This is a genomic window from Pseudalkalibacillus hwajinpoensis (genome assembly GCF_039851965.1).
Taxonomy (GTDB): Bacteria; Bacillota; Bacilli; order Bacillales; family Guptibacillaceae; genus Guptibacillus; species Guptibacillus hwajinpoensis_E.
The window spans coordinates 1,630,714-1,654,340 of record NZ_CP156674.1 but is presented as its reverse complement, the minus strand read 5'-3'; the positions used below and the strand labels follow the sequence as shown (position 1 = coordinate 1,654,340).

Annotated in this window: 25 protein-coding genes; 19 read left to right on the top strand and 6 right to left on the bottom strand. The window is 41.7% G+C overall.

The genetic code is table 11. The features are described from left to right. Positions 1-69: 69 nt before the first annotated feature. Genes ABFG93_RS08495 through ABFG93_RS08485 form a run of 3 tightly spaced genes read left to right on the top strand, consistent with a single transcriptional unit; the run spans position 70 to position 2,781 of the window. Positions 70-1,209, top strand: coding sequence for an ABC transporter ATP-binding protein (locus ABFG93_RS08495; RefSeq protein ID WP_347552309.1), 1,140 nt, complete (start codon positions 70-72; stop codon positions 1,207-1,209). Continuing rightward, on the top strand, positions 1,202-1,864 hold the full coding sequence (locus tag ABFG93_RS08490; RefSeq protein WP_347552307.1) for an ABC transporter permease: 663 nt from the start codon (positions 1,202-1,204) through the stop codon (positions 1,862-1,864). The genes ABFG93_RS08495 and ABFG93_RS08490 overlap by 8 nt, the downstream gene beginning before the upstream one ends. A gap of 14 nt (positions 1,865-1,878) precedes the next feature. Beyond that, complete coding sequence (locus ABFG93_RS08485; RefSeq protein WP_347552305.1) at positions 1,879-2,781, top strand: glycine betaine ABC transporter substrate-binding protein; 903 nt, start codon at positions 1,879-1,881, stop codon at positions 2,779-2,781. A gap of 103 nt (positions 2,782-2,884) precedes the next feature. Here the strand turns inward: ABFG93_RS08485 and ABFG93_RS08480 are convergent, their stop codons facing one another. Genes ABFG93_RS08480 through proV form a run of 3 tightly spaced genes read right to left on the bottom strand, consistent with a single transcriptional unit; the run spans position 2,885 to position 5,865 of the window. Beyond that, a complete protein-coding gene (locus tag ABFG93_RS08480) occupies positions 2,885-3,811 on the bottom strand; it encodes a glycine betaine ABC transporter substrate-binding protein (RefSeq protein WP_347552303.1) in 927 nt (308 codons plus the stop codon). A gap of 11 nt (positions 3,812-3,822) precedes the next feature. Further along, positions 3,823-4,656, bottom strand: coding sequence for a choline ABC transporter permease subunit (gene choW, locus ABFG93_RS08475; RefSeq protein ID WP_347552301.1), 834 nt, complete (start codon positions 4,654-4,656; stop codon positions 3,823-3,825). After that, entirely contained in the window at positions 4,657-5,865 is a 1,209-nt protein-coding gene (gene proV, locus ABFG93_RS08470) for a glycine betaine/L-proline ABC transporter ATP-binding protein ProV (protein ID WP_347552299.1), read from the bottom strand. It lies immediately after the preceding gene. A gap of 324 nt (positions 5,866-6,189) precedes the next feature. Here proV and ABFG93_RS08465 point away from each other — a divergent pair, with 324 nt between their 5' ends. Next, positions 6,190-6,732: a GbsR/MarR family transcriptional regulator gene (locus ABFG93_RS08465; RefSeq protein WP_347552297.1), complete on the top strand. Its 543-nt coding sequence runs from the start codon at positions 6,190-6,192 to the stop codon at positions 6,730-6,732. A 106-nt stretch (positions 6,733-6,838) separates the two neighbouring features. On the opposite strand, the gene ABFG93_RS08460 is transcribed toward ABFG93_RS08465, so the two are convergent. Next, complete coding sequence (locus ABFG93_RS08460; RefSeq protein ID WP_347552295.1) at positions 6,839-7,567, bottom strand: amino acid ABC transporter ATP-binding protein; 729 nt, start codon at positions 7,565-7,567, stop codon at positions 6,839-6,841. Positions 7,568-7,938: 371 nt separating this feature from the next. Here ABFG93_RS08460 and tkt point away from each other — a divergent pair, with 371 nt between their 5' ends. The 3 genes from tkt to ABFG93_RS08445 all read left to right on the top strand — a co-directional run bounded on the left by tkt (position 7,939) and on the right by ABFG93_RS08445 (position 11,793). Beyond that, positions 7,939-9,939, top strand: a complete 2,001-nt coding sequence (tkt, locus tag ABFG93_RS08455; RefSeq protein ID WP_347552293.1) for a transketolase — start codon at positions 7,939-7,941, stop codon at positions 9,937-9,939. 154 nt (positions 9,940-10,093) lie between these two features. Beyond that, the gene (locus tag ABFG93_RS08450) at positions 10,094-11,056 is read left to right on the top strand and encodes a sugar-binding transcriptional regulator (protein WP_347552291.1); all 963 of its coding nucleotides are present in this window, start codon (positions 10,094-10,096) and stop codon (positions 11,054-11,056) included. Continuing rightward, the gene (locus tag ABFG93_RS08445; protein WP_347552289.1) at positions 11,053-11,793 is read left to right on the top strand and encodes an MBL fold metallo-hydrolase; all 741 of its coding nucleotides are present in this window, start codon (positions 11,053-11,055) and stop codon (positions 11,791-11,793) included. Before ABFG93_RS08450 ends, ABFG93_RS08445 begins: the two co-directional genes overlap by 4 nt. Positions 11,794-11,835: 42 nt before the next feature. On the opposite strand, the gene ABFG93_RS08440 is transcribed toward ABFG93_RS08445, so the two are convergent. Then, positions 11,836-12,030, bottom strand: coding sequence for a hypothetical protein (locus tag ABFG93_RS08440; RefSeq protein ID WP_098446470.1), 195 nt, complete (start codon positions 12,028-12,030; stop codon positions 11,836-11,838). Between the two features lie 171 nt (positions 12,031-12,201). Between ABFG93_RS08440 and ABFG93_RS08435 the strand changes: the two genes are divergently transcribed. The 10 genes from ABFG93_RS08435 (at position 12,202) to paaX (ending at position 20,755) form a co-directional block, all read left to right on the top strand. Continuing rightward, complete coding sequence (locus ABFG93_RS08435; protein WP_347552287.1) at positions 12,202-13,191, top strand: lipoate--protein ligase; 990 nt, start codon at positions 12,202-12,204, stop codon at positions 13,189-13,191. A 316-nt stretch (positions 13,192-13,507) separates the two neighbouring features. Continuing rightward, positions 13,508-15,034, top strand: a complete 1,527-nt coding sequence (locus tag ABFG93_RS08430; RefSeq protein ID WP_347552285.1) for a fatty acid--CoA ligase family protein — start codon at positions 13,508-13,510, stop codon at positions 15,032-15,034. 121 nt (positions 15,035-15,155) lie between these two features. Next, positions 15,156-16,100: a 1,2-phenylacetyl-CoA epoxidase subunit PaaA gene (paaA, locus tag ABFG93_RS08425; protein ID WP_347552283.1), complete on the top strand. Its 945-nt coding sequence runs from the start codon at positions 15,156-15,158 to the stop codon at positions 16,098-16,100. Between the two features lie 14 nt (positions 16,101-16,114). After that, positions 16,115-16,456, top strand: coding sequence for a 1,2-phenylacetyl-CoA epoxidase subunit PaaB (gene paaB / locus ABFG93_RS08420; RefSeq protein WP_347552281.1), 342 nt, complete (start codon positions 16,115-16,117; stop codon positions 16,454-16,456). Beyond that, positions 16,456-17,226, top strand: coding sequence for a 1,2-phenylacetyl-CoA epoxidase subunit PaaC (paaC, locus tag ABFG93_RS08415; RefSeq protein WP_347552279.1), 771 nt, complete (start codon positions 16,456-16,458; stop codon positions 17,224-17,226). The genes paaB and paaC overlap by 1 nt, the downstream gene beginning before the upstream one ends. A 13-nt stretch (positions 17,227-17,239) precedes the next feature. Then, on the top strand, positions 17,240-17,713 hold the full coding sequence (gene paaD, locus ABFG93_RS08410; RefSeq protein ID WP_431522064.1) for a 1,2-phenylacetyl-CoA epoxidase subunit PaaD: 474 nt from the start codon (positions 17,240-17,242) through the stop codon (positions 17,711-17,713). A gap of 26 nt (positions 17,714-17,739) precedes the next feature. After that, a complete protein-coding gene (locus tag ABFG93_RS08405; RefSeq protein ID WP_347552791.1) occupies positions 17,740-18,063 on the top strand; it encodes an EthD family reductase in 324 nt (107 codons plus the stop codon). A gap of 17 nt (positions 18,064-18,080) precedes the next feature. Further along, positions 18,081-18,854 carry an enoyl-CoA hydratase-related protein gene (locus tag ABFG93_RS08400; protein ID WP_347552277.1) on the top strand — a complete coding sequence of 258 codons (774 nt, stop codon included), beginning with the start codon at positions 18,081-18,083 and terminating at the stop codon, positions 18,852-18,854. 143 nt (positions 18,855-18,997) lie between these two features. Next, a complete protein-coding gene (locus ABFG93_RS08395; protein ID WP_347552275.1) occupies positions 18,998-19,774 on the top strand; it encodes an enoyl-CoA hydratase-related protein in 777 nt (258 codons plus the stop codon). A 90-nt stretch (positions 19,775-19,864) separates the two neighbouring features. Beyond that, positions 19,865-20,755, top strand: a complete 891-nt coding sequence (gene paaX, locus ABFG93_RS08390) for a phenylacetic acid degradation operon negative regulatory protein PaaX (RefSeq protein WP_347552790.1) — start codon at positions 19,865-19,867, stop codon at positions 20,753-20,755. 34 nt (positions 20,756-20,789) lie between these two features. Here paaX and ABFG93_RS08385 read toward each other — a convergent pair whose 3' ends face one another. Beyond that, positions 20,790-21,314, bottom strand: coding sequence for a gamma carbonic anhydrase family protein (locus tag ABFG93_RS08385; protein ID WP_347552273.1), 525 nt, complete (start codon positions 21,312-21,314; stop codon positions 20,790-20,792). A 127-nt stretch (positions 21,315-21,441) separates the two neighbouring features. On the opposite strand from ABFG93_RS08385, the gene ABFG93_RS08380 reads away from it, so the two are divergent. Beyond that, on the top strand, positions 21,442-22,401 hold the full coding sequence (locus ABFG93_RS08380; RefSeq protein ID WP_347552271.1) for an NAD(P)H-dependent flavin oxidoreductase: 960 nt from the start codon (positions 21,442-21,444) through the stop codon (positions 22,399-22,401). A 212-nt stretch (positions 22,402-22,613) separates the two neighbouring features. Beyond that, a complete protein-coding gene (locus ABFG93_RS08375) occupies positions 22,614-23,606 on the top strand; it encodes an ABC transporter substrate-binding protein (RefSeq protein WP_347552789.1) in 993 nt (330 codons plus the stop codon). Positions 23,607-23,627 lie beyond the last annotated feature (21 nt).

The window sequence follows — 23,627 nt, the reverse complement described above, 5'->3', positions numbered from 1 at the left end:
TTAATTAATATCTATAATAGGGTAAAAAGGTAAAAGAACTGATTTTGGGGAGGCAGGAGAAAGAGTAGAATGATTACATTCGAGCATGTTAACAAAAAGTTTCCTGATGGCACAGAGGCATTGAAAGATATCAATCTACATATTGGGAAGGGCGAATTAGTAACATTAATTGGACCAAGTGGCTGTGGGAAAACAACAACCATGAAGATGATCAATAGATTAATCGAGCCAAGTGGTGGACAAATCTATATTGATGGAAAAACTGTTTCAGAGCAGGATCCTGTAGAACTTAGAAGAAGCATAGGGTACGTGATTCAACAGATCGGACTTCTTCCACATATGACAATTGCTGAGAATATTGCCTTAATCCCGAAATTAAAAAAATGGGATAAAGGTAAAATTGATAAAAGAGTCGATGAAATGCTCGAACTTGTTGGACTTGAACCGTCCGTGTTTCGAACCCGGTATCCACTTGAATTAAGTGGGGGACAACAACAAAGGGTCGGGGTTATCCGGGCACTTGCGGCTGAGCCACCCATCATACTAATGGATGAGCCATTTAGTGCGCTTGATCCTATTAGTCGTGAACAGCTTCAGGATGAACTTGTTAAATTACAGAAAGAGATTCAAAAGACAATCGTTTTCGTAACACATGATATGGACGAAGCGATGAAAATTGCTGACCGAATTGCAATTATGAAAGATGGCGAAATTCTACAGTTCGATACACCAGATCGTTTACTTCGTCATCCCAAAAATGAGTTTGTTCGTAACTTTATTGGTGATGAGCGTATGGCAATGGGACAGCCCCCTTCTGCTATTGATTTAATGTTTAAGAAGGTGGCCACTATTAAGGAAAGCCGTGGTCTTGCCGAAGCGTTTCGATTAATGAAATCAGACCGGGTTGATAGCCTCGTTGTTACTGGCCCGGCTCAAGAGTATAAAGGAATTGTAACACTTGAACATGTGCAAAAACATTTTAGCGATGATAAGAAACGGATTCAGGATGTTATTGAGGAGATTGAACCCGTTAAAACCAATACGCTATATCCGGAAATCGCAAAACAATTTGCTGAAAATCAGTTGATTAACATTCCTGTGGTAGAAGGCGAGAAACTGGTGGGTCTAATCACAAGAAGCAGCATGATGCGTGGACTTGCAGGGCTTGAACAGTTCAGTTATGGAAAGGAGGGTGCTTTGAATGAATAATGAAAACTTTTTCGTCCTGTTTATTGAAACAGTGCAAAGCAGGTGGGATGATATTTTTGTTGCGCTTCAAGAGCACCTTTTCCTTTCGTTAATATCTATTGTGATTGCCATATTGATATCTGTTCCGCTTGGTATTTTTATATCACGAAGAAAGAAACTGGCAGAACCATTCATTGCTGTGGCTTCTATTTTTCAAACTGTTCCAAGCCTTGCCTTATTCGGTTTCTTAATACCTTTTCTCGGAATCGGAAATGTGACGGCTATTATCGCTTTAACTGTATATGCACTTCTGCCAATCTTGAGAAACACCTATACTGGCATTACTTCTGTTGATCAATCTTCTATTGAAGCAGGAAGAGGGATGGGGATGACCAACATGCAAATTCTTACGAAAATTGAAGTGCCGCTCTCCCTTCCGGTCATTATGGCTGGAGTACGAACTGCCACCGTTTTAACAATTGGTGTAGCAACCCTTGCTACGTTTGTTGGAGCTGGAGGTCTTGGTGATATCATCTATAGAGGTCTTACATCTAATAAAGACGAACTGGTCCTAGCGGGTGCACTTCCAGCAACCGTTCTAGCACTTACATTTGATTTAATTCTTAAACTGTTAGAAAATGCAGCAACTCCTAAGGGAGTTAAAGTAAAAAAATAAAAGGGGAGATTCGATTGAAGAGAGTTACGATGCTTTTGCTCGGATTTGTGATGGTGCTTTCTGCATGTGGAGGAGGCAGTAGTGGGAGTGAGGAAAGTGATCCTATCGTTATTTCAGGGAAACCATGGACAGAACAATATATCCTACCACATCTTCTTGCAGAATACATAAAAGCAAACAGTGATTATGAAGTTGAAGTAGATGCGGGTATTGGCGAAGTGAATATTCTTCAACAGGCACTGATTGATGGCGACATTGATATGTATGTTGAATATACAGGTACTGGTCTTGAAGCTGTATTAAAAGAAAGCGCTGATCCAGATGCAAACGCAGATGAAATTTTTGAACGTGTAAAAAAAGGATACAAGGATGAATATAACCTTGTTTGGCTTGAGCCACTTGGATTTGAAAATGGATATACGCTTGCAATGACGCCGGAAACGAATGAGGAGTTAAAAGCAGAGACCTTCTCCGATATTGTCCCAGCATCAAGTGAAATGGTGTTTGGTGCACCCCATACATTTTATGAGCGTGAGGATGGTTATGATGCAATGGTGGAAGCCTATGGATTTAACTTTAAGGATGAAGTGAGTCTTGATCCTAACATTATGTACGATGCCCTGAATGAGGGGGAAGTAGATGTTATCCCTGCGTTTACAACAGATGGTCGCATTGCACGTTATAACCTTGCTACAACGAAGGACGACAAGCAGTTCTTCCCACCATATTATGCCGCTCCAGTTGTACGACAAGAAGTTCTTGACTCACATCCAGAGCTTGAAGAGGTCGTAAATGAATTTGCTGGCAGTATTTCAGAAGAAGAAATGTCTGAGATGAATGCAAAAGTTGATATGGATGGCGAGGAGCCAGAAGATGTAGCAGTTGAATTCTTGAAAGAAAAAGGACTTATTGACTAATGAAAGAAAGTGCTGGCAAATTTGTCAGCACTTTCTTTCATGGAAGATCTTATTTTGTTAGAAAAAGCGCCTGATCCAGAAGGATAGGCGCTTTAAATATCTATTATTCAGCAGGCTTTAAATCTTCAATAGAGTCTGCTTCTACATAAGATGGAACGACAAGGCCGGTTTTTGCACCTTCAAGGTTTGGTCCAAGATGCTCCATTGTGTCACCGTACTCGTCTAGAAGGTCAGCGTGAGTGATTGGAAGCCATCCAGCAACCATTGCATCAGCATCACCTTCTGATACAGCGATAAACATAGAAGCTGCATCAAGTTGTGTGAGTTCTACTGTGTATCCCATGCTTTCAAGAACTTTAGCTACAACGTTGGTACTTGCTATTTCAGAATCCCATGCAACGTAAGCTAGTGAAATTTCTTCCCCGTTTACTTCTTCAGCACCATTCGTCCATTCTTCTACCTTATCCGAGTTTTCTTTAACCCAGTTTTGAGCTGCTTCTTCAGGCTTAGCACCATCATGAATTTCAACCATTACAGAACTCATATCTTCTGGAGTCCAGTGGAACTGGTCAAGAATGGTATGAGCAGAAGGTTGCTCTTCTTTCAGACCCTGACGTGCGAATGTTTCAATGTTTTCTTCTCCCCCATAGAGGCCTTTAGGATCTTCTAGATATTTAAGATCATATTTCGCGAACATCCAGTGTGGTGTCCATCCTGTAACAATAATTGGTTCCTCGTCTTCAATTGCCTTACCAAGCTCTGCAGCCATTGCAGCTGATGATGATTCGATAAGTTCCCATCCTGCAAGGCTATCGTACTCTTCGAATGCAGATGTTGTTGCCTTCATAATTCCGGCTCCTGGCTCAATACCAACGATTTCATAATCCATTTCTTCACCAATTGCTGTGCTACCTGAGCCTTCGCTGCTGTCACTACTGTCACTGCTATTGTTTCCGCCGCAAGCAGCAAGAATCAAGGTGAGTGACAAGAATAGTGCAAGTCCTGTTAATCCTTTTTTAAAATTAAACATATAATTCCCCCTTAGTTTTTTGTTTTACCTATATTTTGAGAAATCCGGTCAAGCATAATCGCTAGAATAACAATAGCAAGACCAGCTTCAAAACCAATACCAACTTTAATTTGCGTTACAGCTCGGTAAACATCCGCACCGAGTCCTGGCGCTCCAACTAGAGATGCAATTACAACCATTGATAGAGAAAGCATTATGCTCTGATTGATTCCCGCCATGATCGTCGGAGTTGCGAGTGGGAGCTGAATTTTAAACAACTTCTGTTTCGTTGTGGATCCAAAAGCATTTGAAGCTTCAATCAGATCTTCAGGCACCTGACGAATTCCGAGATTCGTTAAACGAATTGTAGGAGGCATCGCGAAAATAACAGATGCAATGATTCCAGGCACCATTCCGATTCCAAAGAATAGAATAGCTGGAATCAAGTAGACAAATGCAGGCATCGTCTGCATGAAATCTAAAATTGGGGTGATAATCCCTCTAACACGATCACTTTGTGATGCCCAGATACCGAGTGGTACGCCGAGAACAATGGATATAATCACTGATGTTAAAACAAGGGCAAGCGTTTCAATTGTTGGTTCCCAGTAACCCAGGTTATCGATTAATAAGAGCCCCAGTAAGGTGAAAACCCCAACCGGCCAGCGGCTTGACCACCATGCAAGTATCGTAAAGATGGCGATAAGTACTAATGCTGGAGGAAACCCTAATATGGAAACGATTCCTTCTACGAACCAATCAATCCCTGATGTAATCCCGTCAAAAACAGGTTCAAGGTTATCTGTTAACATGTCTACAAAGCTATCAACCCAGTCAGCTAGTGGAATTTTGGGGAAAAGTTGCATTTAGCTCACCTCGCCTTTCGTCGATTCAGTCTCGTTGCCTGCTAGTGCTCCGATAACTGCACCGCGAACAATGATGCCTCTAAATTTATCGGCTTCATCCACGACAGGAAGAGGAAGAGAAGAGCTTGCCATCTTCACAAACATATCTGTTAATAAGGTATCTGGTGTTACCGAAGGAAGATCTGTGATTAAAATGTCGTCTATTTCTTTTTTTGCTTCAATTGCTTTCGCCGCATCGTCAGCTGTTATGGCTCCTAAAAGCTTCTGCTTCTTATCAATAATATAGAGACTTGAAAGTTTCTGATCTCTCATGAGCTGCAGCGCAACTCTAGGTCCGCGATCTGCTCGTAAGGTTTCTGCGCGTTTCATAACATGAGAGGCAGTTAATACCTTTGATAGATCTACATCTTCGACGAAACGTTCCACGTAATCATTTGCGGGATTCGTCATAATTTCTTCTGGAGATCCAATTTGGACGATTGAACCGTCTTTCATTAAGGCAATACGATCTCCGATACGAAGAGCTTCATCAAGATCATGTGTAATAAACACAATGGTTTTTTCCATTTTTTCTTGAAGCTCAAGTAATTCATCCTGCATATCTTTTCTAATAAGGGGGTCAAGCGCACTGAATGCTTCGTCCATCAAAAGGACATCAGGGTCATTTGCAAGTGCACGTGCTAGACCTACACGTTGTTGCATTCCGCCACTTAGTTCAGATGGATAGCTATGTTCATATCCTTTTAATCCAACGAGTTCGAGCGACTCCTGTGCTTTCTTCGCACGATTTTCTTTTCCGATGTTTTGCACCTCAAGTCCGTATTCCGTATTTTGAAGTACGGTACGGTGTGGGAAGAGGGCAAAGCGCTGAAATACCATACTGAGCTTCTTTCGTCTAACTTCTCGAAGCTGTTCAGGTTTCATCCTGACGATATCTTCGTCATCAATAAGAACTTGACCAGATGTTGGTTCAATTAATCGATTGAGCAATCGAACAAGTGTAGATTTACCACTTCCTGAAAGCCCCATGATGACAAAGATTTCACCGGGATAAACGTCGAAGCTTGCACGATTAACACCCACGGTCATTCCTGATTCTTTTAGAATGTCACTTTTTGATTTGCCCTGATCTAGCAGCTTAACTGCTTGTTTGGGCGATTTGCCAAATACTTTTGTTACATCTTTTACAGTAATTTTGGCTTTCTCCATAGTTTCACCTCTACCTTTATTTCAAAATTCAACGGTTAAAGTTACAAAAATCACTGAAATATGTCGAAATTTACGATAATCAGTCATTTACTAGTCTTTTTTTACCGGCTTATTAAGTATAGAGTTTAGGTACTTCATCCTACAACCGGCGTGAGAGGGCAAATTCAGGTAATTCAGTACATACAGAAAAAACTGTACAAACTAAACAGGTATATCCTTAAGTTTCGTCTAGAATGCTAGTACATGCTACAAGCTTCACAAGTAAACTTTACATTTTATCTGGTTAACACTAAACTATGAAAAGACAAATGATAGTAAAAGTGGGTGTATAGTTTGCAGGATAGTAGAGTTGAGAATGCTAGAGAGCGAGTCATCGACTCCATCTCTAAAAACATGGACATTTATAGTGTAACGCCTTCTGTAGGAAGGTTATATGGTGCAATGTTTTTTGAAAAAGGCCCAATGACTCTTGATGATATGAAAGATAAGCTTCAAATGAGCAAGACTAGTATGTCGACTGGTGTCCGGACTTTAATTGACCTAAATATGGTGGAGAAAGTATGGAAAAAAGGTGAGCGTAAAGATCTTTACGAGGTAAAATCAGATTGGTATCAAACATTTACAGACTTCTTTTGTATTCACTGGCGTAAAGGAATTGAAATGAATCGGGATGCATGCAAAGAGTCCATTGCTGAGCTTTTGGCAGTGCTGGAAGAAGAAGTAGTACATGAGGAAAGAAAAGTAGTGGAAGATGATTTAGATAAAATGTCATACGCGCTCGGATATTATGAATGGCTAAATCAAGTTGTTGATTTATTTGAATCAAGGAAAATATTTGATGTCATTGATAACGAAGAAAAATTGTGAGAAATGCCAACAACATTCCCGATGCTGGCAATTCTCATGACTTGATCGTTATAGTCTTCAAAAATGGCCATATACAAAGCGTGCAGGGTAATCCCTGCACGCTTTGTTATAGAATTTTGCTTAAAAAAGCTTTAGTGCGTTCATTTTGAGGGTTTGAGAATAGCTCTTCAGGAACATTCTCTTCAACAATGTAACCGCCATCCATGAAGATAACACGGTCACCAACTTCACGAGCAAAGCCCATTTCATGTGTCACGACGACCATCGTCATGCCTTCTTTCGCGAGCTGTTTCATGACTTCAAGAACTTCACCAATCATTTCTGGATCAAGTGCAGAAGTGGGCTCATCGAACAGCATGACACTCGGTTCCATGGCAAGAGCTCTCGCAATAGCTACACGCTGTTTTTGACCACCGGAAAGCTCACCTGGATAGCTGTTAGCTTTTTCTTTAAGACCAACCTTTTCAAGCAAGTTTTGCGCTTTTTTGACTGAATTGCTCTTACCATCACCTTTTACTTTTAGAGGTGCAAGGGTAATATTTTCAAGCACTGTTTTATGTGGAAAAAGGTTAAAATGCTGAAAGACCATTCCAACATCCTGACGAACCTTATTTATGTTGGTTTTAGGGTTGGCAATATCGTGCCCATTGACGACGACGCTGCCTCCTGTAATCTCCTCTAATTTATTCAGACAACGAAGAAACGTACTTTTGCCTGATCCTGAAGGACCAACTACACAAACCACTTCTTTTTCCTTTACTTCTGTGTTGATATTTCTTAGAACTTCTAAATCACCAAATGATTTCTTTAAATCTTTAACTTGAATAATGCTCATCGTAACTTGTTTCTCCTCTCGACATAGTTCCCTGGCTAAATAAGGAGGTAAATGGACGTACATTACATTATACCAATTATTTATTTCATTATAAAAGATCATGCCTTACATTCAATATATCTAATGCTGGTAGTCCATAAAGCAAGCTGCCAATATGGAAGCGTGGGAACATAATATCATCCCCATTCATTATCAGGTGAGGTGATTAGGATTGAAAATGTCTTTTCGAGGGAAGATAATCTTGTGATGTGAGACTAGAAATGTGAATGGTTTCCTTTTTCTTTTTTGAATTGTATTGTATAATAAGTGATGTACATTTGTTCAAAGCTATTTTTACTAAATTTCAATATAAAAAGAAGGAGTGTATACATATGACAACGACTCAAATGGATTCACTTGCGGTTAACACGATTCGTACGCTAGCAATCGATGCGGTTGAGAAAGCAAACTCAGGGCATCCTGGTATGCCGATGGGAGCTGCACCTATGGCTTACACGCTATGGAGTCAGTTCATGAATCACAATCCATCTAACCCAGAATGGTTTAACCGTGATCGCTTTGTTCTTTCTGCAGGACATGGTTCAGCTCTTCTATACAGCATGCTACATTTGTTCGGCTATGACGTAACAATGGATGATCTAAAATCTTTCCGCCAATGGGGAAGCAATACTCCAGGACATCCTGAATATGGTGAAACTCCAGGAGTTGATGCAACGACAGGTCCGCTCGGACAAGGACTTGCAATGGCAACAGGAATGGCAATGGCTGAACGTCATTTAGCTGCAACTTATAACCGCGATGACTTTAATATTATTGATCATTATACTTACAGCATTTGTGGTGATGGTGACTTAATGGAAGGTGTATCTTCAGAATCAGCCTCACTTGCAGCACACTTAAAGTTGGGACGTCTTATTGTGATGTACGATTCCAATGATATCTCTCTAGATGGTGATCTTGATCAGTCCTTCTCAGAGAACGTCCAACAGCGTTATGAAGCTTACGGCTGGCAGGTAATCCGAGTTGAAGATGGCAATGATATGGCTGCTATTGCTGATGCTCTTAAGCAAGCGAAAAGTAATAGTGAACAACCAACATTGATTGAAGTGAAAACTACAATTGGGTATGGTTCACCTAATAAAGGTGGCAAAAACACCTCCCATGGTGCACCATTAGGTAAAGATGAAATTTCACTTGTTAAAGAAAATTACAAGTGGACATTCGATGAAGATTTCTATATTCCTGAAGAAGTGAAAGGCCAATTTGCTGATTTTAAAGAAGCTGGAAGCAAGAAAGAACAGGAATGGAATGAGCTTTTCGAAAAATATGAAGCACAATATCCTGAGCTTGCTAAGCAATTAACGGCAGCTCTAAATAACGAACTTCCTGAAGGCTGGGACAGCGAAATTCCTTCTTATGAAAGAGGAACGAGTACAGCATCTCGTGCAGCATCTGGAGAAGTTCTAAATGCAATTGCCAAAAACAACAAGCAAATCTTCGGTGGATCTGCTGACCTTGCATCTTCTAACAAAACAATGTTAAAGGACGAACAGGACTTCTCACCGGCGGATTACAGCGGACGCAACATCTGGTTCGGAGTTCGTGAATTCGGAATGGCTGCAGCTATGAACGGCATCGCCCTTCATAAAGGTCTTCGAATCTTTGGTGCGACATTCTTCGTATTCTCTGACTATCTCCGTCCAGCTCTACGTCTTTCTGCTCTAATGGGAGTACCGGTAACTTATGTATTCACTCATGATAGCGTAGCTGTAGGGGAAGATGGCCCAACTCATGAACCGGTTGAACAGCTTGCGTCTCTTCGTGCAATGCCTGGTCTATCTGTTATTCGACCAGCTGATGGGAATGAAACAGCGGCAGCATGGAAGCTTTCTGTAGAATCAACTGACCAACCTACAGCCCTTGTGCTTTCTCGTCAGAACCTTCCAGTTGTGACAGATTCACATGAACAAGCTTACGAAGGTGTTAAACGTGGTGCATACGTAGTTGCAGGCGGAGATAACGCTGAAGCAATCCTACTAGCATCTGGATCTGAAGTGGGTCTTGCTGTTGAAGCACAGGAGCTTCTTGAAAAAGACGGTATCTCTGCTTCGGTTGTCAGCATGCCAAGCTGGGATCGCTTTGACAAGCAGTCAGCTGATTATAAACAAAGCATATTGCCTGACAATGTAACAGCTCGTCTTGGTATTGAAATGGGCGTATCATTCGGCTGGGATAAATACGTTGGTCAAAAAGGTGACATTCTTGCGATTGATCGTTTCGGAGCTTCGGCACCTGGTGATACAGTTATAAAAGAATTCGGCTTTACAGCAGAAAACGTTGTAAATAAAGTAAAAGCAATGCTATCAAGGTAAAGTGGCATTTCCCGGAGTGAGTGTTTTATGGCTCATTAAGGGGAGATAAAAACTTGACAGTGAGAGGCTTTCAGAAGGCGAAAATGGTCTTTCTGAAAGCCTTTTTCTTACCGAGGAAAAAGGCAGTTAAATATTTGAATATACAGGTGTTGCTATGGATAAAGATAAACTCGCAAAAGTAGTAGAAGCAGCCCGCTTGTATTATCAGTTGGATTACAGTCAACAGGAGATCGCAAAGAAGCTTTCTGTTTCGAGACCAACTGTTTCCAGATTACTAAAGCAGGCGAAAGCGGAAGGTGTAGTCGAGATCACCATTCACGACCCCTCACAAGATGTTGATTTACTCGCTGCAGAACTCGCCAAAGCGTATAGTCTTCTTGATGCGAAAGTAGCGATTGTCCCTCAATTTGACGATGCTATTGTGAAGAAACATATTGGAAAAGTAGCGGCGGCTTATATGAACGCTACTATTCAAGATCATGATTTAATTGGTGTTTCATGGGGGACCACGCTAAATGAAATTGGAAAAAACTTGCGCCATAAGCTTTTGAAAAATGTTTCAGTGGTGCAGTTAAATGGTGGGATCAGCTATTCGGAAACAAATACGTATGCGTACGAAGTGATCCAGATGCTGAGTCGCGCTTTTCACGCGACAAGTCATTTTTTGCCAGTTCCGGCGATTGTGGATCATCTTCTAGTTAAGCAAACAATGGAGAAGGACAGACATATTCGTAAAGTGCTGGATATGGGAATGAATGCAAATATCGCCCTTTTTAGTGTAGGCATTCCAACAAACGATTCTGTCATTGTTCAAGCCGATTATGTTTCTAAAAAAGAACTGGAGACGATCCATTCTAAATCGGTTGGTGAAATTTGTTCACGCTTTTTTGATGAAAAGGGAAAGCTTATTCATAAAGAGCTCAATGACCGGACGATCGGGATTGACCTTGAAGAATTGTCTCGAAAAGAAAAATCGATTCTGGCTGCGGGTGGTCCAAATAAGGTGGACGCAGTATATGGTGCGCTTCAGGGCGGGTATGCGAATATTCTTGTAACAGATCACTATACCGCGCGCGCTCTATTAGAAAAGAAGAAACAGGGGAGTGAAACGTTTTGAAGGTAACAATTCTTGGACCTTGGGGAGGTTATCCTAAAGCAGGGGAAGCAAGTGCTGGATATCTCGTCCAACATGATAGGTGCAATTTACTTATTGATTGCGGAAGCGGTGTTTTATCGCAGCTTCAGCATTATCTTCGAGTCGAAGATCTTGATGGTGTTGTGATTAGTCACTATCATCCAGATCATATTGCGGATACAGGCGTGCTGTACCACGGACGACTGATTCAGTCCAAAATCAACGCAGAGCTTCCTGTTCTACCGATTTACAGTCACCCCTACGATGAAGCTGCCTTTCAAAGCCTTGATCATAAGCCTTACACGGAAGCAAGGTCTTACAGAGAAGAAGACCAGCTCGAGATAGGGCCCTTTACGATCACCTTTCTAAAAACGAAGCATCCTGTAACATGTTATGCGATGAGGATTACTGATGGAGAGCATGTGATGGTCTTTACAGCTGATTCCAGTTATATAAAAGAGTTTGAAACATTCTCAAAAGGTGCGGACCTCCTTATTTCGGAGTGTAATCTTTACAGTGACATGGACGGTTCAGGAATGGGTCATATGAATAGCACGGATGCGGCAACAATCGCTCAAGCAGCTAGCGTATCAACCTTGATCTTAACTCATCTCCCTCATTTTGGAGACCTTTCAGAGCTAGAAAAAGACGCAAAAAAGCATTTTGATGGAGAGGTTAAACTGGCTTCGACAGGGCTAGTTTGGGAATCCGTAGAGTAAGAAAAGGCCTGAAGGAATTTCCTTCAGGCCTTTTAAGCGATTTTACTCACCCAATGTAGCGTCCAACTTTCCGTTCATGTCCATCAAAAATCCAATTTCTCGGCCGAGTAGTCTTGCTAGTTCCTTTGATTTCTTTTCGCCTTCAGATTTGATTTGTTCTATAGTCAGGCTTGAATTCAGGTTTGAAGCCCCTACAACTACAGGGATTTCACCTTTTTCATAATAAACAATTTTCATAATGCTCCTCCTCATAAATACGTTTGCTTACAATATTCGTAGAGCAAAACGTAGGAACGGGTAGGAGGCTTTCCATTTTTCATACTTTTGTACGAGGGTCATAAGTAACAGCTTTTGATTCCGCTAGCGCAATTCATTAGAATAGAAAGAGAATGAACAGGAGGGAACATCATGCTTTATATCGATAATGAGAACATTATGGACGCAGGGATTAACCTTGCAATTGAGGAATATATTCTTAAAGAACTTGATCCAGAAGAAACCTATCTATTATTTTACTCCATGAATCCTACCGTCATTGTAGGGAAAAACCAGAATACGATTGAACAAATTGATACGAATTATATTCGTGAAAATGAAGTAGATGTTATTCGGCGTCTATCAGGTGGAGGCGCTGTTTACAATGATCAGGGTAACTTGAGCTTTAGCATTATTACAAAAGACGATGGAAATAGCTTTCATAATTATAAGAAGTTTACCGATCCAGTTGTAAAGGCACTTGGAAAGTTAGGAGTAGACGCAGAGCTTAGCGGGCGAAATGACCTTCTCGTTAATGGTAAAAAGATTTCTGGTAATGCACAGTTTTCTACAAAAGGAAGAATGTATAGCCACGGCACGCTCATGTTTAATGTCAATTTAGAAAATGTCGTGAGAGCACTTAAAGTAAACAAAGAGAAAATTGAGTCAAAGGGTATTAAGTCGATTCGAAGCAGAGTTACAAATATCAGTGAGCATATGGATCAGGAAATGACACGGGAGGAATTTAAACAAACGCTTCTTCATTATATTTTTGAAGGAGAGGATCGCATTCCTTCGTATACATTAACAGAAGAAGATTGGTCTGCTATTCATAGAATTGCAAAGGAACGTTATAAAAATTGGGACTGGAACTATGGCCGTTCACCCAGGTTTAATGTTCAGCATTCAAAACGTTTTCCGATTGGTTCAATTGATGTTCGCCTTGAGGTGAAGAAAGGGTATATTAACGAGGCCACCATTTTTGGAGACTTTTTTGGAGTTGGTGATGTAAACGAAATTGAAGAACGTCTATCAGGTGTTCGCTACGAACCTGGCTCGCTTGAAGAAGCACTTTCTGATATCAATGTTGCACATTACTTTGGTAACATAACAAAAGAAGAATTTATTAATCTTCTCTATTAATAGGAAGTGCGATTAGGATTAAGAAGAAGTTTCCTGATGATGGGGTATAAACACTACGCAAACGCCCGTATATACGGGCGTTTGCGATTTTTTGTACGCTTTCACCCTACTACCCTTAAGGCGCATTAAAACCACCACTTCAAAACGCAGGTCAAATTCAGGATGTTTAGGTGCGGTTAACTGCCCCTAAAGGTCTGAAATGTTCACTTTATTATGAAGTTTTGTCTGTTCCCCTTGCTAGAGAAATTTTCTTCCAATATAATATATTTAGAAAATTAAAAATGAATGATTATTCATTCACATAGGAGGAGAGCGTATGAACTTAACTCAGAAACTGACAGAGACGGCAAAAACTTATCCGGATAAACAGGCTTATATTTTTGAGGATCAAGAGGTTACGTACAAGCAGCTTGACGATAAAGTGTCAATGTTTGCGGCTAGCTTATCTTCAGAAGGAATTCAAAAGGGGGATCATGTTGCTCTCATTCTTGGTAATTCTCCGGAGTTTCTCATTGGTTATTATGGCGCACTTCGAGCAGGCGCAGTAGTCATTCCGATCAATCCGATCTATACACCAGATGAGATAGGTTATCTTCTTCACAATGGAGATGTTAAAGCAGTCATTATGCTTGAACAGGCTCTTCCTCTTGTTGAAAAAATGACGAACCAGCTACCAGATATTGCCCTTGTTGCATACACAGGTGAAGGAACAGAAGAGAAGGTTATTTCAAATACAAAATTGAAAACGTTTACAACTATGATTGAAGACAATGGTGGAACTGTGCCAGAACAGTCTATTGCTGAAGATGATCTCGCGGTTATTCTCTACACCTCAGGAACCACTGGTAAACCTAAAGGCGCAATGCTCTCCCATAATAATTTGTATAGCAATGCTTCAGATACAGGAGCCTACTTACAGATTACCTCTGAGGATGTTGTGATCACAGCTTTACCGATGTTTCATGTTTTTTGTATGACTGTTGTCATGAATGCACCGCTTATTTCAGGCGGAACACTCCTCATCCTTCCTAAATTCAGTCCTCAAGAAGTTTTCCGTGTAGCAGAAAAGTATAAAGCTACGATCTTTGCAGGCGTTCCAACTATGTATAATTTCCTATATCAATTTCCTGAGGGACGTGCAGAGTACTTTAACCATATACGCATTTGTATTTCAGGCGGCTCTTCTTTACCAGTCGCTCTCCTGCACCGATTTGAGAAGAAATTTAATGTTCGTATTTCGGAAGGGTATGGTCTTTCAGAAGCCTCTCCTGTCACATGTTTTAACCCTCTAGATCGTCCTCGTAAAGCCGGATCTATTGGTACAAACATTAGGAATGTTGAGAATAAAGTTGTTGATGAACTGGGGCAGGAACTACCTACAGGGACAGTCGGAGAGCTTGCTGTAAAGGGCCCGAATGTAATGAAAGGTTATTATAAAATGCCTGAAGATACAGCGGTTACAATTAAAGGAGGATGGCTCTTTACTGGGGATCTCGCCAGTATGGATGATGAAGGCTACTTCTATATCGTCGATCGAAAAAAAGATATGGTAATCGTTGGTGGGTACAATGTGTATCCAAGGGAAGTGGAAGAAGTTCTCTACGAGCATCCAGATATCATCGAGGCTGCAGTAGTAGGAGTTCCTGATCCTAACTTTGGCGAGGCTGTCCAGGCCTTTATTGTCACGAAACAGACGATGACAGCAGAAGATGTGTTAACCTATTGTGGAGAGCACCTTGCTAAATACAAGTGTCCAACCATTGTAGAGTTCATTGAAGAGCTACCAAAGAATACGACCGGGAAAATTCTACGAAAAGCGCTTCGTAAACAGGTAAATGCGTAAATGCAGCCGATCCGCAAAGGGTCGGTTTTTTTATCGGAATAAAATAGTCAGAAATATTTGATATTTATATAACAATAAAATATAATGACGTTAAATATACGTTATATAGGAGGTGTGTTTAATGGATGTGGATTCAGAACAAAAAATGAAACAATTCATGGAACGAATTGATCGGGGCGATAAAATTGAGGTGGATGATTGGATGCCTGAAGACTATCGTGATGCATTAATTCGCTTGATTTCAATGCATGGCATAAGTGAGATCATGGGTGCTCTCCCGGAGAAGGAGTGGGTTCCTAAAGCGCCGACCCTGTATCGAAAGCTTGCTATCATGGCAAAGGTCCAGGATGAGATGGGGCATGGTCAGCTTCTGCTTCGGGTCGCTGAGGATTTAATGGAACCACTGGGTAAGAACCGGGATGATTTGATGGAAGACTTATTTTCTGGAAAGCTCAAGTTTCATAATGTATTTCATATGGAGGCACCAACATGGGGAGATGCTGGAATCATCGCATGGCTTGTTGATGGGGCAGCCATTATTTCTCAGACAATGATGCTTGGGACCTCGTATGGGCCTTATGGCCGTGCATTGAAACGAATTTGTGCAGAAGAGGTATTTCACGCCCAGCACGGTGAGAGCATCATTATGGCTCTTGCTGAAGGGACTGAGGAGCAAAGAGCGTTATTGCAGGGTTCAATTAATAGGTGGTGGCCTTCACTCTTAATGTTCTTTGGTCCACCTTCAAAAGCTGAAACAGGTCATACGAATCAGGATAAAAACATGCGATACAAACTTAGAACGAAAACAAATGAACAGCTGCGTCAAGAGTTTTTAACAAAATATGTCCCTCGAATTTGGGCGTTAGGATTAACCGTACCTGATCCGTCACTCAGGTTAAATGAAGATGCTGAATGGGAATACGCTCAACCCGATTGGAAGGAATTTAAGCAAATTGTTACTGGTCATGGGCCTAAATCAAAAGAACGGTTGGCGCTGCGAGTACGATCATATGAAATGAATAGCTGGGTCAGAGATGCTTTAGGAAAACGTGCACAGCCAATATAGTGAGGTGGTAAGCCATGAGTGAAACAGATAATGGATTCTATCAAGTATTTGAAGTGTTTAGTAAAAAGACAGATGCTTCCTCACTTCAACACCAGTTCAGTCTCCTTGCTCCGAACAGGGAACTCGCTTTTATTATGGCGAAGGAAAATTTCTTCAGGAGAGAACAGGCTGCTGACATCTGGGTAGTAAAACGCGACGATATTAAGCGTATGACGCAGGAAGAACGTGAGGCTGTGAAGCATCTTAACAAAGACTACCGTGAAACAAAGGGATACGGTTATTTAAAGAAAAAGTGGAGACAGTACGAGCAGGAGCAGTTAACGGAAAAAGATATCATAGGGGGTGGTGATGCCTGATGGAATCTGTTGAATATCGCAGTTGTTTAATAGAGTTACTTTATCAGCTAGCAGACGATGATTTTATTCTAGCGTATCGTGGATCAGAGTGGCTCGGGCTCGCTCCTCATATTGAAGAAGATGTGGCTTTCTCTTCGATCAGCCAGGATTTAATGGGGCATGCTTCCCTTTATTATTCTCTATTAGAAGAATTAGGCGAAGGAATGGCAGATGAACTCACGCATCAGAGACCTCCGGAAAAGTTTCGAAATGCGATTCTTCTTGAACTACCGAATGGAACGGGCACATTTCTTGAGAATCCATACTATGATTGGGCATTTACCGTCGTACGAAATTATTTATACACTCTAGCCAAAAAGGTTCGACTTGATTCGATTAAGAAAGAATCATACACCCCTTTACAGCATCTTGCCCAAAAAATTTCGATTGAAATGAGCTATCACTTGATGCACTGGGAAACTTGGTTCAGACAGTTGATGAACAGTACGCCTGAAGCTCGGGAACGGATGGAGTCAGCTGTGAGAATAGTACTTGGAGACTTAGGTGGGGTCTTTTCATATGGTGATGTGGGGGATGCTATGGTGAGGCTGGCCCTAATGGAGAGTGAAGATATCCTCAAAGAGCGTTTTAGAAACATACTCAAACAGGTTCAGTTGGAATTTAAAATGAAACAGGGTAATGGAAGAAATGGTGTTCACACGGAACACTTAACTGCTGCATTAGCGACTCTTTCAGAAGTCTATCAGTCTATTCCAGCTGCTGAGTGGTAGGGGAGAGATATCAGTGATCCTTAAAGAGAAGGTTATGCAGGCCCTTGAAACAGTAAAAGATCCAGAGATTCCATCAATCAGTGTTGTTGACCTTGGAATGGTTTATGATGTGAGGACGCTGGATGGTCATGTGGAAATTGATGCGATGCCAACATTCTCCGGTTGTCCTGCTTTAGATATCATCAAGAGGAATTTGACGATGGTTGTGGAAGGTATTCCAGGGGTGAGTTCGGCCACTGTTACGTTTATCCGGCACCCTATCTGGACAACGGATCGAGTCTCAGAAAAAGGGAGGCGTGAGTTGAAGAAGTTTGGAATCGCACCGCCTGAAGATCATGAGGGGAGTGAGTGGCGCATACCATGCCCATATTGCGGATCCGTTTATACTACGATGGAAAATCTTTTCGGTCCAGCGGCATGTAGAAGTATCCTGTATTGCAAGGCCTGCAAAAATCCATTTGAAGCGATGAAGCCTGTATCTATTTAACTAAACCTCAGAAAGGTTGATGAATGATGGTTAAAGTGATCGCCTTGTACAAACAGCCGGAGAACGAGCAGAAGTTTGATGAGCATTATTTTAATACGCACGCGCCAATCACATCAAAAATTCCTGGATTAAAGAAAATGGATGTCACCAAAATCGTAGGCTCTCCAATGGGGAAAAGCGAATATTACTTAATGTGTGAAATGTATTATGAAGATCATGAGTCAATGAAGGCTGGAATGAAATCACAGGAAGGAAAAGCATCAGGGAAAGATTTAATGAGCTTTGCTGGCGACCTGGTGACGCTTATGATTGGAGAAGAAGTCGGCAAAACGGCAGATACAAAGAATTAGAAGGCGGGGCAAAAGAGATGTTTGAGACGATTGAATATGAGGTGAAGGAGCGAGTCAGCTGGATTCGTTTAAATCGACCGGATAAATTGAATGCGTTTACATTCAGGATGAACGAAGAAGTAAAGGAAGCTGTGAAAAAGGCGACGGATGATCAGGATGTGCGTTGTATCGTCATAACGGGAAATGGAAGAGCTTTTTGTTCAGGGCAGGATTTAAATGGAGTAGAAGAGGGATTGGATCATGGAGAAATGCTCCGGACTGCCTACAACCCAATGGTGAAGCAGATTGTATCCTCGAGTAAGCCGGTCGTAGCAGCTATTAATGGCGTTGCCGCAGGGGCAGGGATGAGCCTTGCTCTTGCCTGTGATTTTCGTCTCGCGCATGAGAGTGCCAGTTTTATTGAGGCATTTGTTCACGTAGGGCTTGTGCCTGATTCCGGAAGCACGTACTTCTTACCCCGTCTGATCGGTCATGCAAAGGCGCTGGAGCTTGCTATGCTGGGGGAAAAAGTAAGTGCGCCGGACGCGAAAGAACTTGGTCTTGTCACGGAAATCTTTTCTGATGAACAATGGGAGCAGGGAATCGTTGAATTTGCGAATCGCCTTGCTGGACTTCCGCCTAAAGCAGCGGCTCTTATCAAACAAACCCTCATAAAAAGCTTTGAAAGCAGTCTTGATGAGGTACTTGAGTCAGAAGCTGTAGCCCAACGTGAAGCGGGGCAAACAAATGACCATATAGAAGGCATTAAGGCGTTTACCGAAAAGAGAAAACCGATTTTTCATGGCAGTTAAGTTCAAGAAATAGAAAAAAGCAGGAACTTGGGGGATAATCCAGAATAGATGATGATGGAGAAAGCAGCCGTTGAAGATGATTGAACGCCGATCACCTTCTCGGCTCTTTCATGTGCATACAATCATAGAGGAGGCTATTCAAAATGGCAGTTGTTACATACGAAGTGAAGAATCAGGTCGGATACGTTACACTTAATCGTCCTGACGTACTAAATTGTTTTAACTATGAAACACTCTCTGTACTACAGGGAATCGTGGATGAGATTTATATAGATCGAGAGATAAGGGCAGTTATTTTTATGGGCGCAGGTGAAAAGGCTTTCAGCGCTGGCGCTGACTTGAAGGAAAGAAGGACATTAACCGACAGTGAAGTACGTCGAAACGTAAAGAAAATTCGCGAAGTTTTTTCATCCGTTGAATCTCTTCCACAGCCGACAATTGCAGCGCTGAATGGTTATGCGTTCGGCGGTGGTTTTGAGCTTGCGCTTGCATGTGACTTTCGTTATTCCGTAGAAGGAACCAAAATGGGGCTAACAGAAACGAGTCTGGGCATTATTCCTGGTGCAGGTGGCACGCAACGCCTTCCACGACTAATTGGCACTGCGAAAGCAATGGAACTAGTGTTAACAGCTCGTAAACTATCATCAGAAGAAGCGCATGAATATGGGATTTTAAACGGGGTTATAAAACGTGACGCCTTACTGCCAACCTGTGAGAATCTTGCTTTTGAAATATGCCGCAATGCGCCAGTTGCCGTACAGCAGGCGAAATTTGCTGTGAGAGAAGGTATGAATGTAGATCGTCATACCGGTATGGCTATTGAATCAAAGGCATATGAAGTAACCATTCCTACAAAAGATCGCCTGGAAGCGCTGAATGCATTCGCTGAGAAGCGCAAGCCTGAATTTAAAGGAGAGTAAGAGTTGCAGATAGGCTCTTGGTAGTATAACATCATATTTGAGCTGCGTGTATGTAACGGTATGCGTTTATAAACGAGCGGAGGTATGATGATGAATGAAAGCTTAAACACGCGATCAATGATCTTCACTTTATATGGAGAATACATTAGACATTATGGTAATGAAATTTGGATTGGAAGTCTTATTCGGCTCTTGAAAGAATTTGGACACAATGATCAATCTGTTCGAGCAGCCATCTCTAGAATGAACAAGCAGGGCTGGGTCCAGTCAAGAAAAGAAGGTAATAAAAGCTTTTACTATCTGACAGAGCGTGGTGTGAAGCGGATGGATGAAGCGGCAAAGAGGATTTTTAAGCTACAGCCTTCCGAATGGGATGGCAGGTGGCGGATGCTGCTTTATACGATTCCAGAAGAAAAACGGCACATTCGAGACGAGCTTCGTAAAGAGCTTGTTTGGAGTGGGTTCGGAAGCTCATCAGCTAGTCTATGGATGTCCCCGAACCACCTTGAAGAACAGGTAGAGCTGCTGATCGAGAAGTATGACATTAGTGAACATGTTCATTTCTTTGTTGCTGACTATAAAGGACCTCATGAGAGCAGAGCACTTGTGGAAGAATGCTGGGACTTAAATGATATCAGTGAGAAGTATCGTGAGTTTATTAAAACTTACAGTGAACGTTATGTCGTGGACCGAAGTAAGATTGAAAAAGGTAAAATGAGTGACGGCGAATGCTTTGTTGAACGAGCCAGACTGGTTCATGAATACCGGAAGTTTTTATTCGTAGATCCCGGACTTCCACCAGAGCTTCTTCCGCATGAATGGCCTGGAGAACATGCAGCGATGTTATTTAGCGATTATTACAAAACGCTTGCACATCCTGCTTCACAGTTTTTTGAAAAAGTTTTCAAAGAAGGTAACGAGTTAAACAAGGACAACGGCTACGATGCGCTGCAACATCCGCTGCTTATAGATCGTATTTAAAAAGAAGGAACGGTGCACCGTTCCTTCTTTTGTCTTATATTTTGCTTGTAATGTGCTGCTCTTTAAATTCTTTTCCCTTTGTCTTATATGTTTCAATTGTTAGGGCAATTAATTCCTTGTCTCTGGCCGAAAGCCCCCTGATTACTTTGCCTGGTGACCCGAGCACCATGGAATTCGGTGGAATTTTCTTGCCTGATGGGATGAGGGTATTAGCTCCAATGAGTGATCCTTCTCCAATTTCTGCCCCATCAAGGACGATAGATCCCATCCCAATTAACGCACCCCTCCTGATGGTGCAACCATGCAGAATGGCGTTGTGACCAACGGATACTTCGTCTTCCAATACAAGTGGAAATCCTTCAAAAAGATGGCAGGTGCAGTTGTCCTGAATATTGCATCCTTTCCCGATACGGATAGGTGCTTCGTCTCCTCGGAGAACAGCATTAAACCACACGCTCGACTCCTTTCCAATTGTCACATCACCAATGATTTTAGCTCCAGGCGCTATAAATACATCTTCATAAATAGCGGGCTTTTTACCATTATACGAAAATAACATATTAAAGCTAATCTCCTTTCTTTGATCCTTTGCAGGAATTTGAAGGTTCTTCTTTGAATGTATTTATAAGTATAACACTAAAAATAAACAACGTATGATAATCGTTATATTTAGAAAGGAGAAAAACATGAGTCGTGTATGTGAGTTGCTCTCGATTCGATACCCAATAATTCAAGGGGGAATGGGAAATATTTCGAGCCCGATTTTAGCCTCTGCGGTTTCTGAAGCGGGAGGACTTGGTACGCTTGGAACAGGAACCTTGGATCCAGATAAAGTGGAGGGTCTGATTTTGGATATGAAGGAACGTACATCAAAGCCGTTTGCGCTTAACATTCCTATCACGGTCACAGGTCATTTAAAAGAAATAGGTGAGCTTGCAATTACGCATGAAATTCCAGTTGTTTCACTTTCTGCGGGAAATCCAGCCCCATACATCCCTTATTTGAAAGAGAAAGGGATTATCGTGATTTGTGTAACGGCGAGTGTGAAACATGCAGTTAAGGCTGAGAAGGCTGGAGCAGATCTAGTCGTAGGGGAAGGATTTGAGGCAGCAGGCATCAACTCCCACCTTGAAATAACAACCATGACTCTGATTCCACAGCTAGCGACAAACGTATCTATCCCAGTGATCGCTGCAGGAGGGATAGGAGACGGGCGTGGACTAGCTGCTGCACTTGCGCTTGGAGCGGATGGAGTTCAATTGGGAACAAGACTGATTGCAACAAAAGAATCCCCGTATCACAAGCATTATATGGAACGGATACTGAATGCGAATGATACAGATACGGTAATCGTGGGAAGACGTGCAGGCAAGGTGCGACGAATTTTGAAAACGAGTTACGCAGATCGATTGCAGGAAGCAGAAGCGAATGAAATGAATCCTGAAGAATTCGAGAGGCTGACAGGTGAAGACAGACATAGTGTTGGTGCGATTGAGGGACGTCTTGACGAAGGGTTTCTTAATGGTGGACAAATCAGTGGTTTACTGACTACTACTCCAACTGTAGTCGAACTATTTGAAGAGATGATAGTTGATGCTTTTCGTATACTGGAGACGCAAGCCGCCACGTGTAAGAAATTCACATGAATGAAATGGAGATAGTTTACCGCAATATTATATTAGAAAATATAAAATAGTTATAATTATTTGACTTCTCGTTGACAAGCTAGATAACCCGGTGTACCATAACGATACAATATACTGGTTTTAGCGTTCTCAGTTTATAAACAAATAAAATATAATAAGTTTCGATAACTTATTTGGGGGAGGACTTGCGTTTGAAATCCTGGAAAAAGTGGATGGGAATATCTCTTGTTAGCGTAATGGCTCTTACGGGTTGTGGCTCAAATAACACGTCAAGCTCGGATGCTGGTGGGGATGGTGGCGAGGAAAAAGAATCATATACCATTGGTGTCACACAGATTGTTGAACATCCTTCTCTAGACGCTGCTTTTGAAGGATTTAAAATGGCGCTTGAGGAAAATGGATTTACAGAAGGTGAGAACGTGAACTATGACGTTCAGAACGCACAAAATGATATGAACAACAGCAATACAATTGCACAGAATTTAGTTGGAGACGAAGTGGATTTAATCTTTGCCAACTCAACACCGAGTGCACAGTCTGCATTAAATGCAACTTCAGATATTCCGATCATTTTCACTTCAGTTACGGATCCAGTTGGTGCAAAGCTTGTTGAAGATTTTGATACACCTGGGGAGAATATTACAGGAACAACGGATACTCATCCAGATGCTATTCCTAAAACAATTGAGTTTATTGCTAATGAATTTGACGCAAAAACAGTAGGGTTGATTTACAATGCAGGCGAGCAAAATTCAGTAGCACAGGTGGATATTGTAAAAGCAGCAATGGAAGGTACCGACCTTGAAGCTGTTGAGAAAAGCGTGTCAACATCTGCAGAAGTGAAACAGGCTGCGGAAGCCCTCGTTGGAAAAGCCGATGTGATTTACATTGTTACAGATAATACGGTGGTATCAGCACTCGAATCTGTTATAAGCGTAGCAAATGATCAGGATATACCGATGTTTGCAGGAGAATTTGACTCGGTTAGTCGGGGCGCTTTTGCAGCATATGGCTTTGATTATAAAGATATTGGGTATGAAGCGGGTCAAATGGCAGCAGACATTTTGAACGGTGAAGCAACAGCTGCTGATATCCCTGTTCAGTATCCACAGAATTTGAAACTGAAAATGAATAAAAAAGCAGCAGAAGAAATGGGCATCGAAGTCAAGCCGGAATGGGAAGAATTGGGGGAATATACAGAGTAAGCGAAAAGGTTCGAAAAAGAG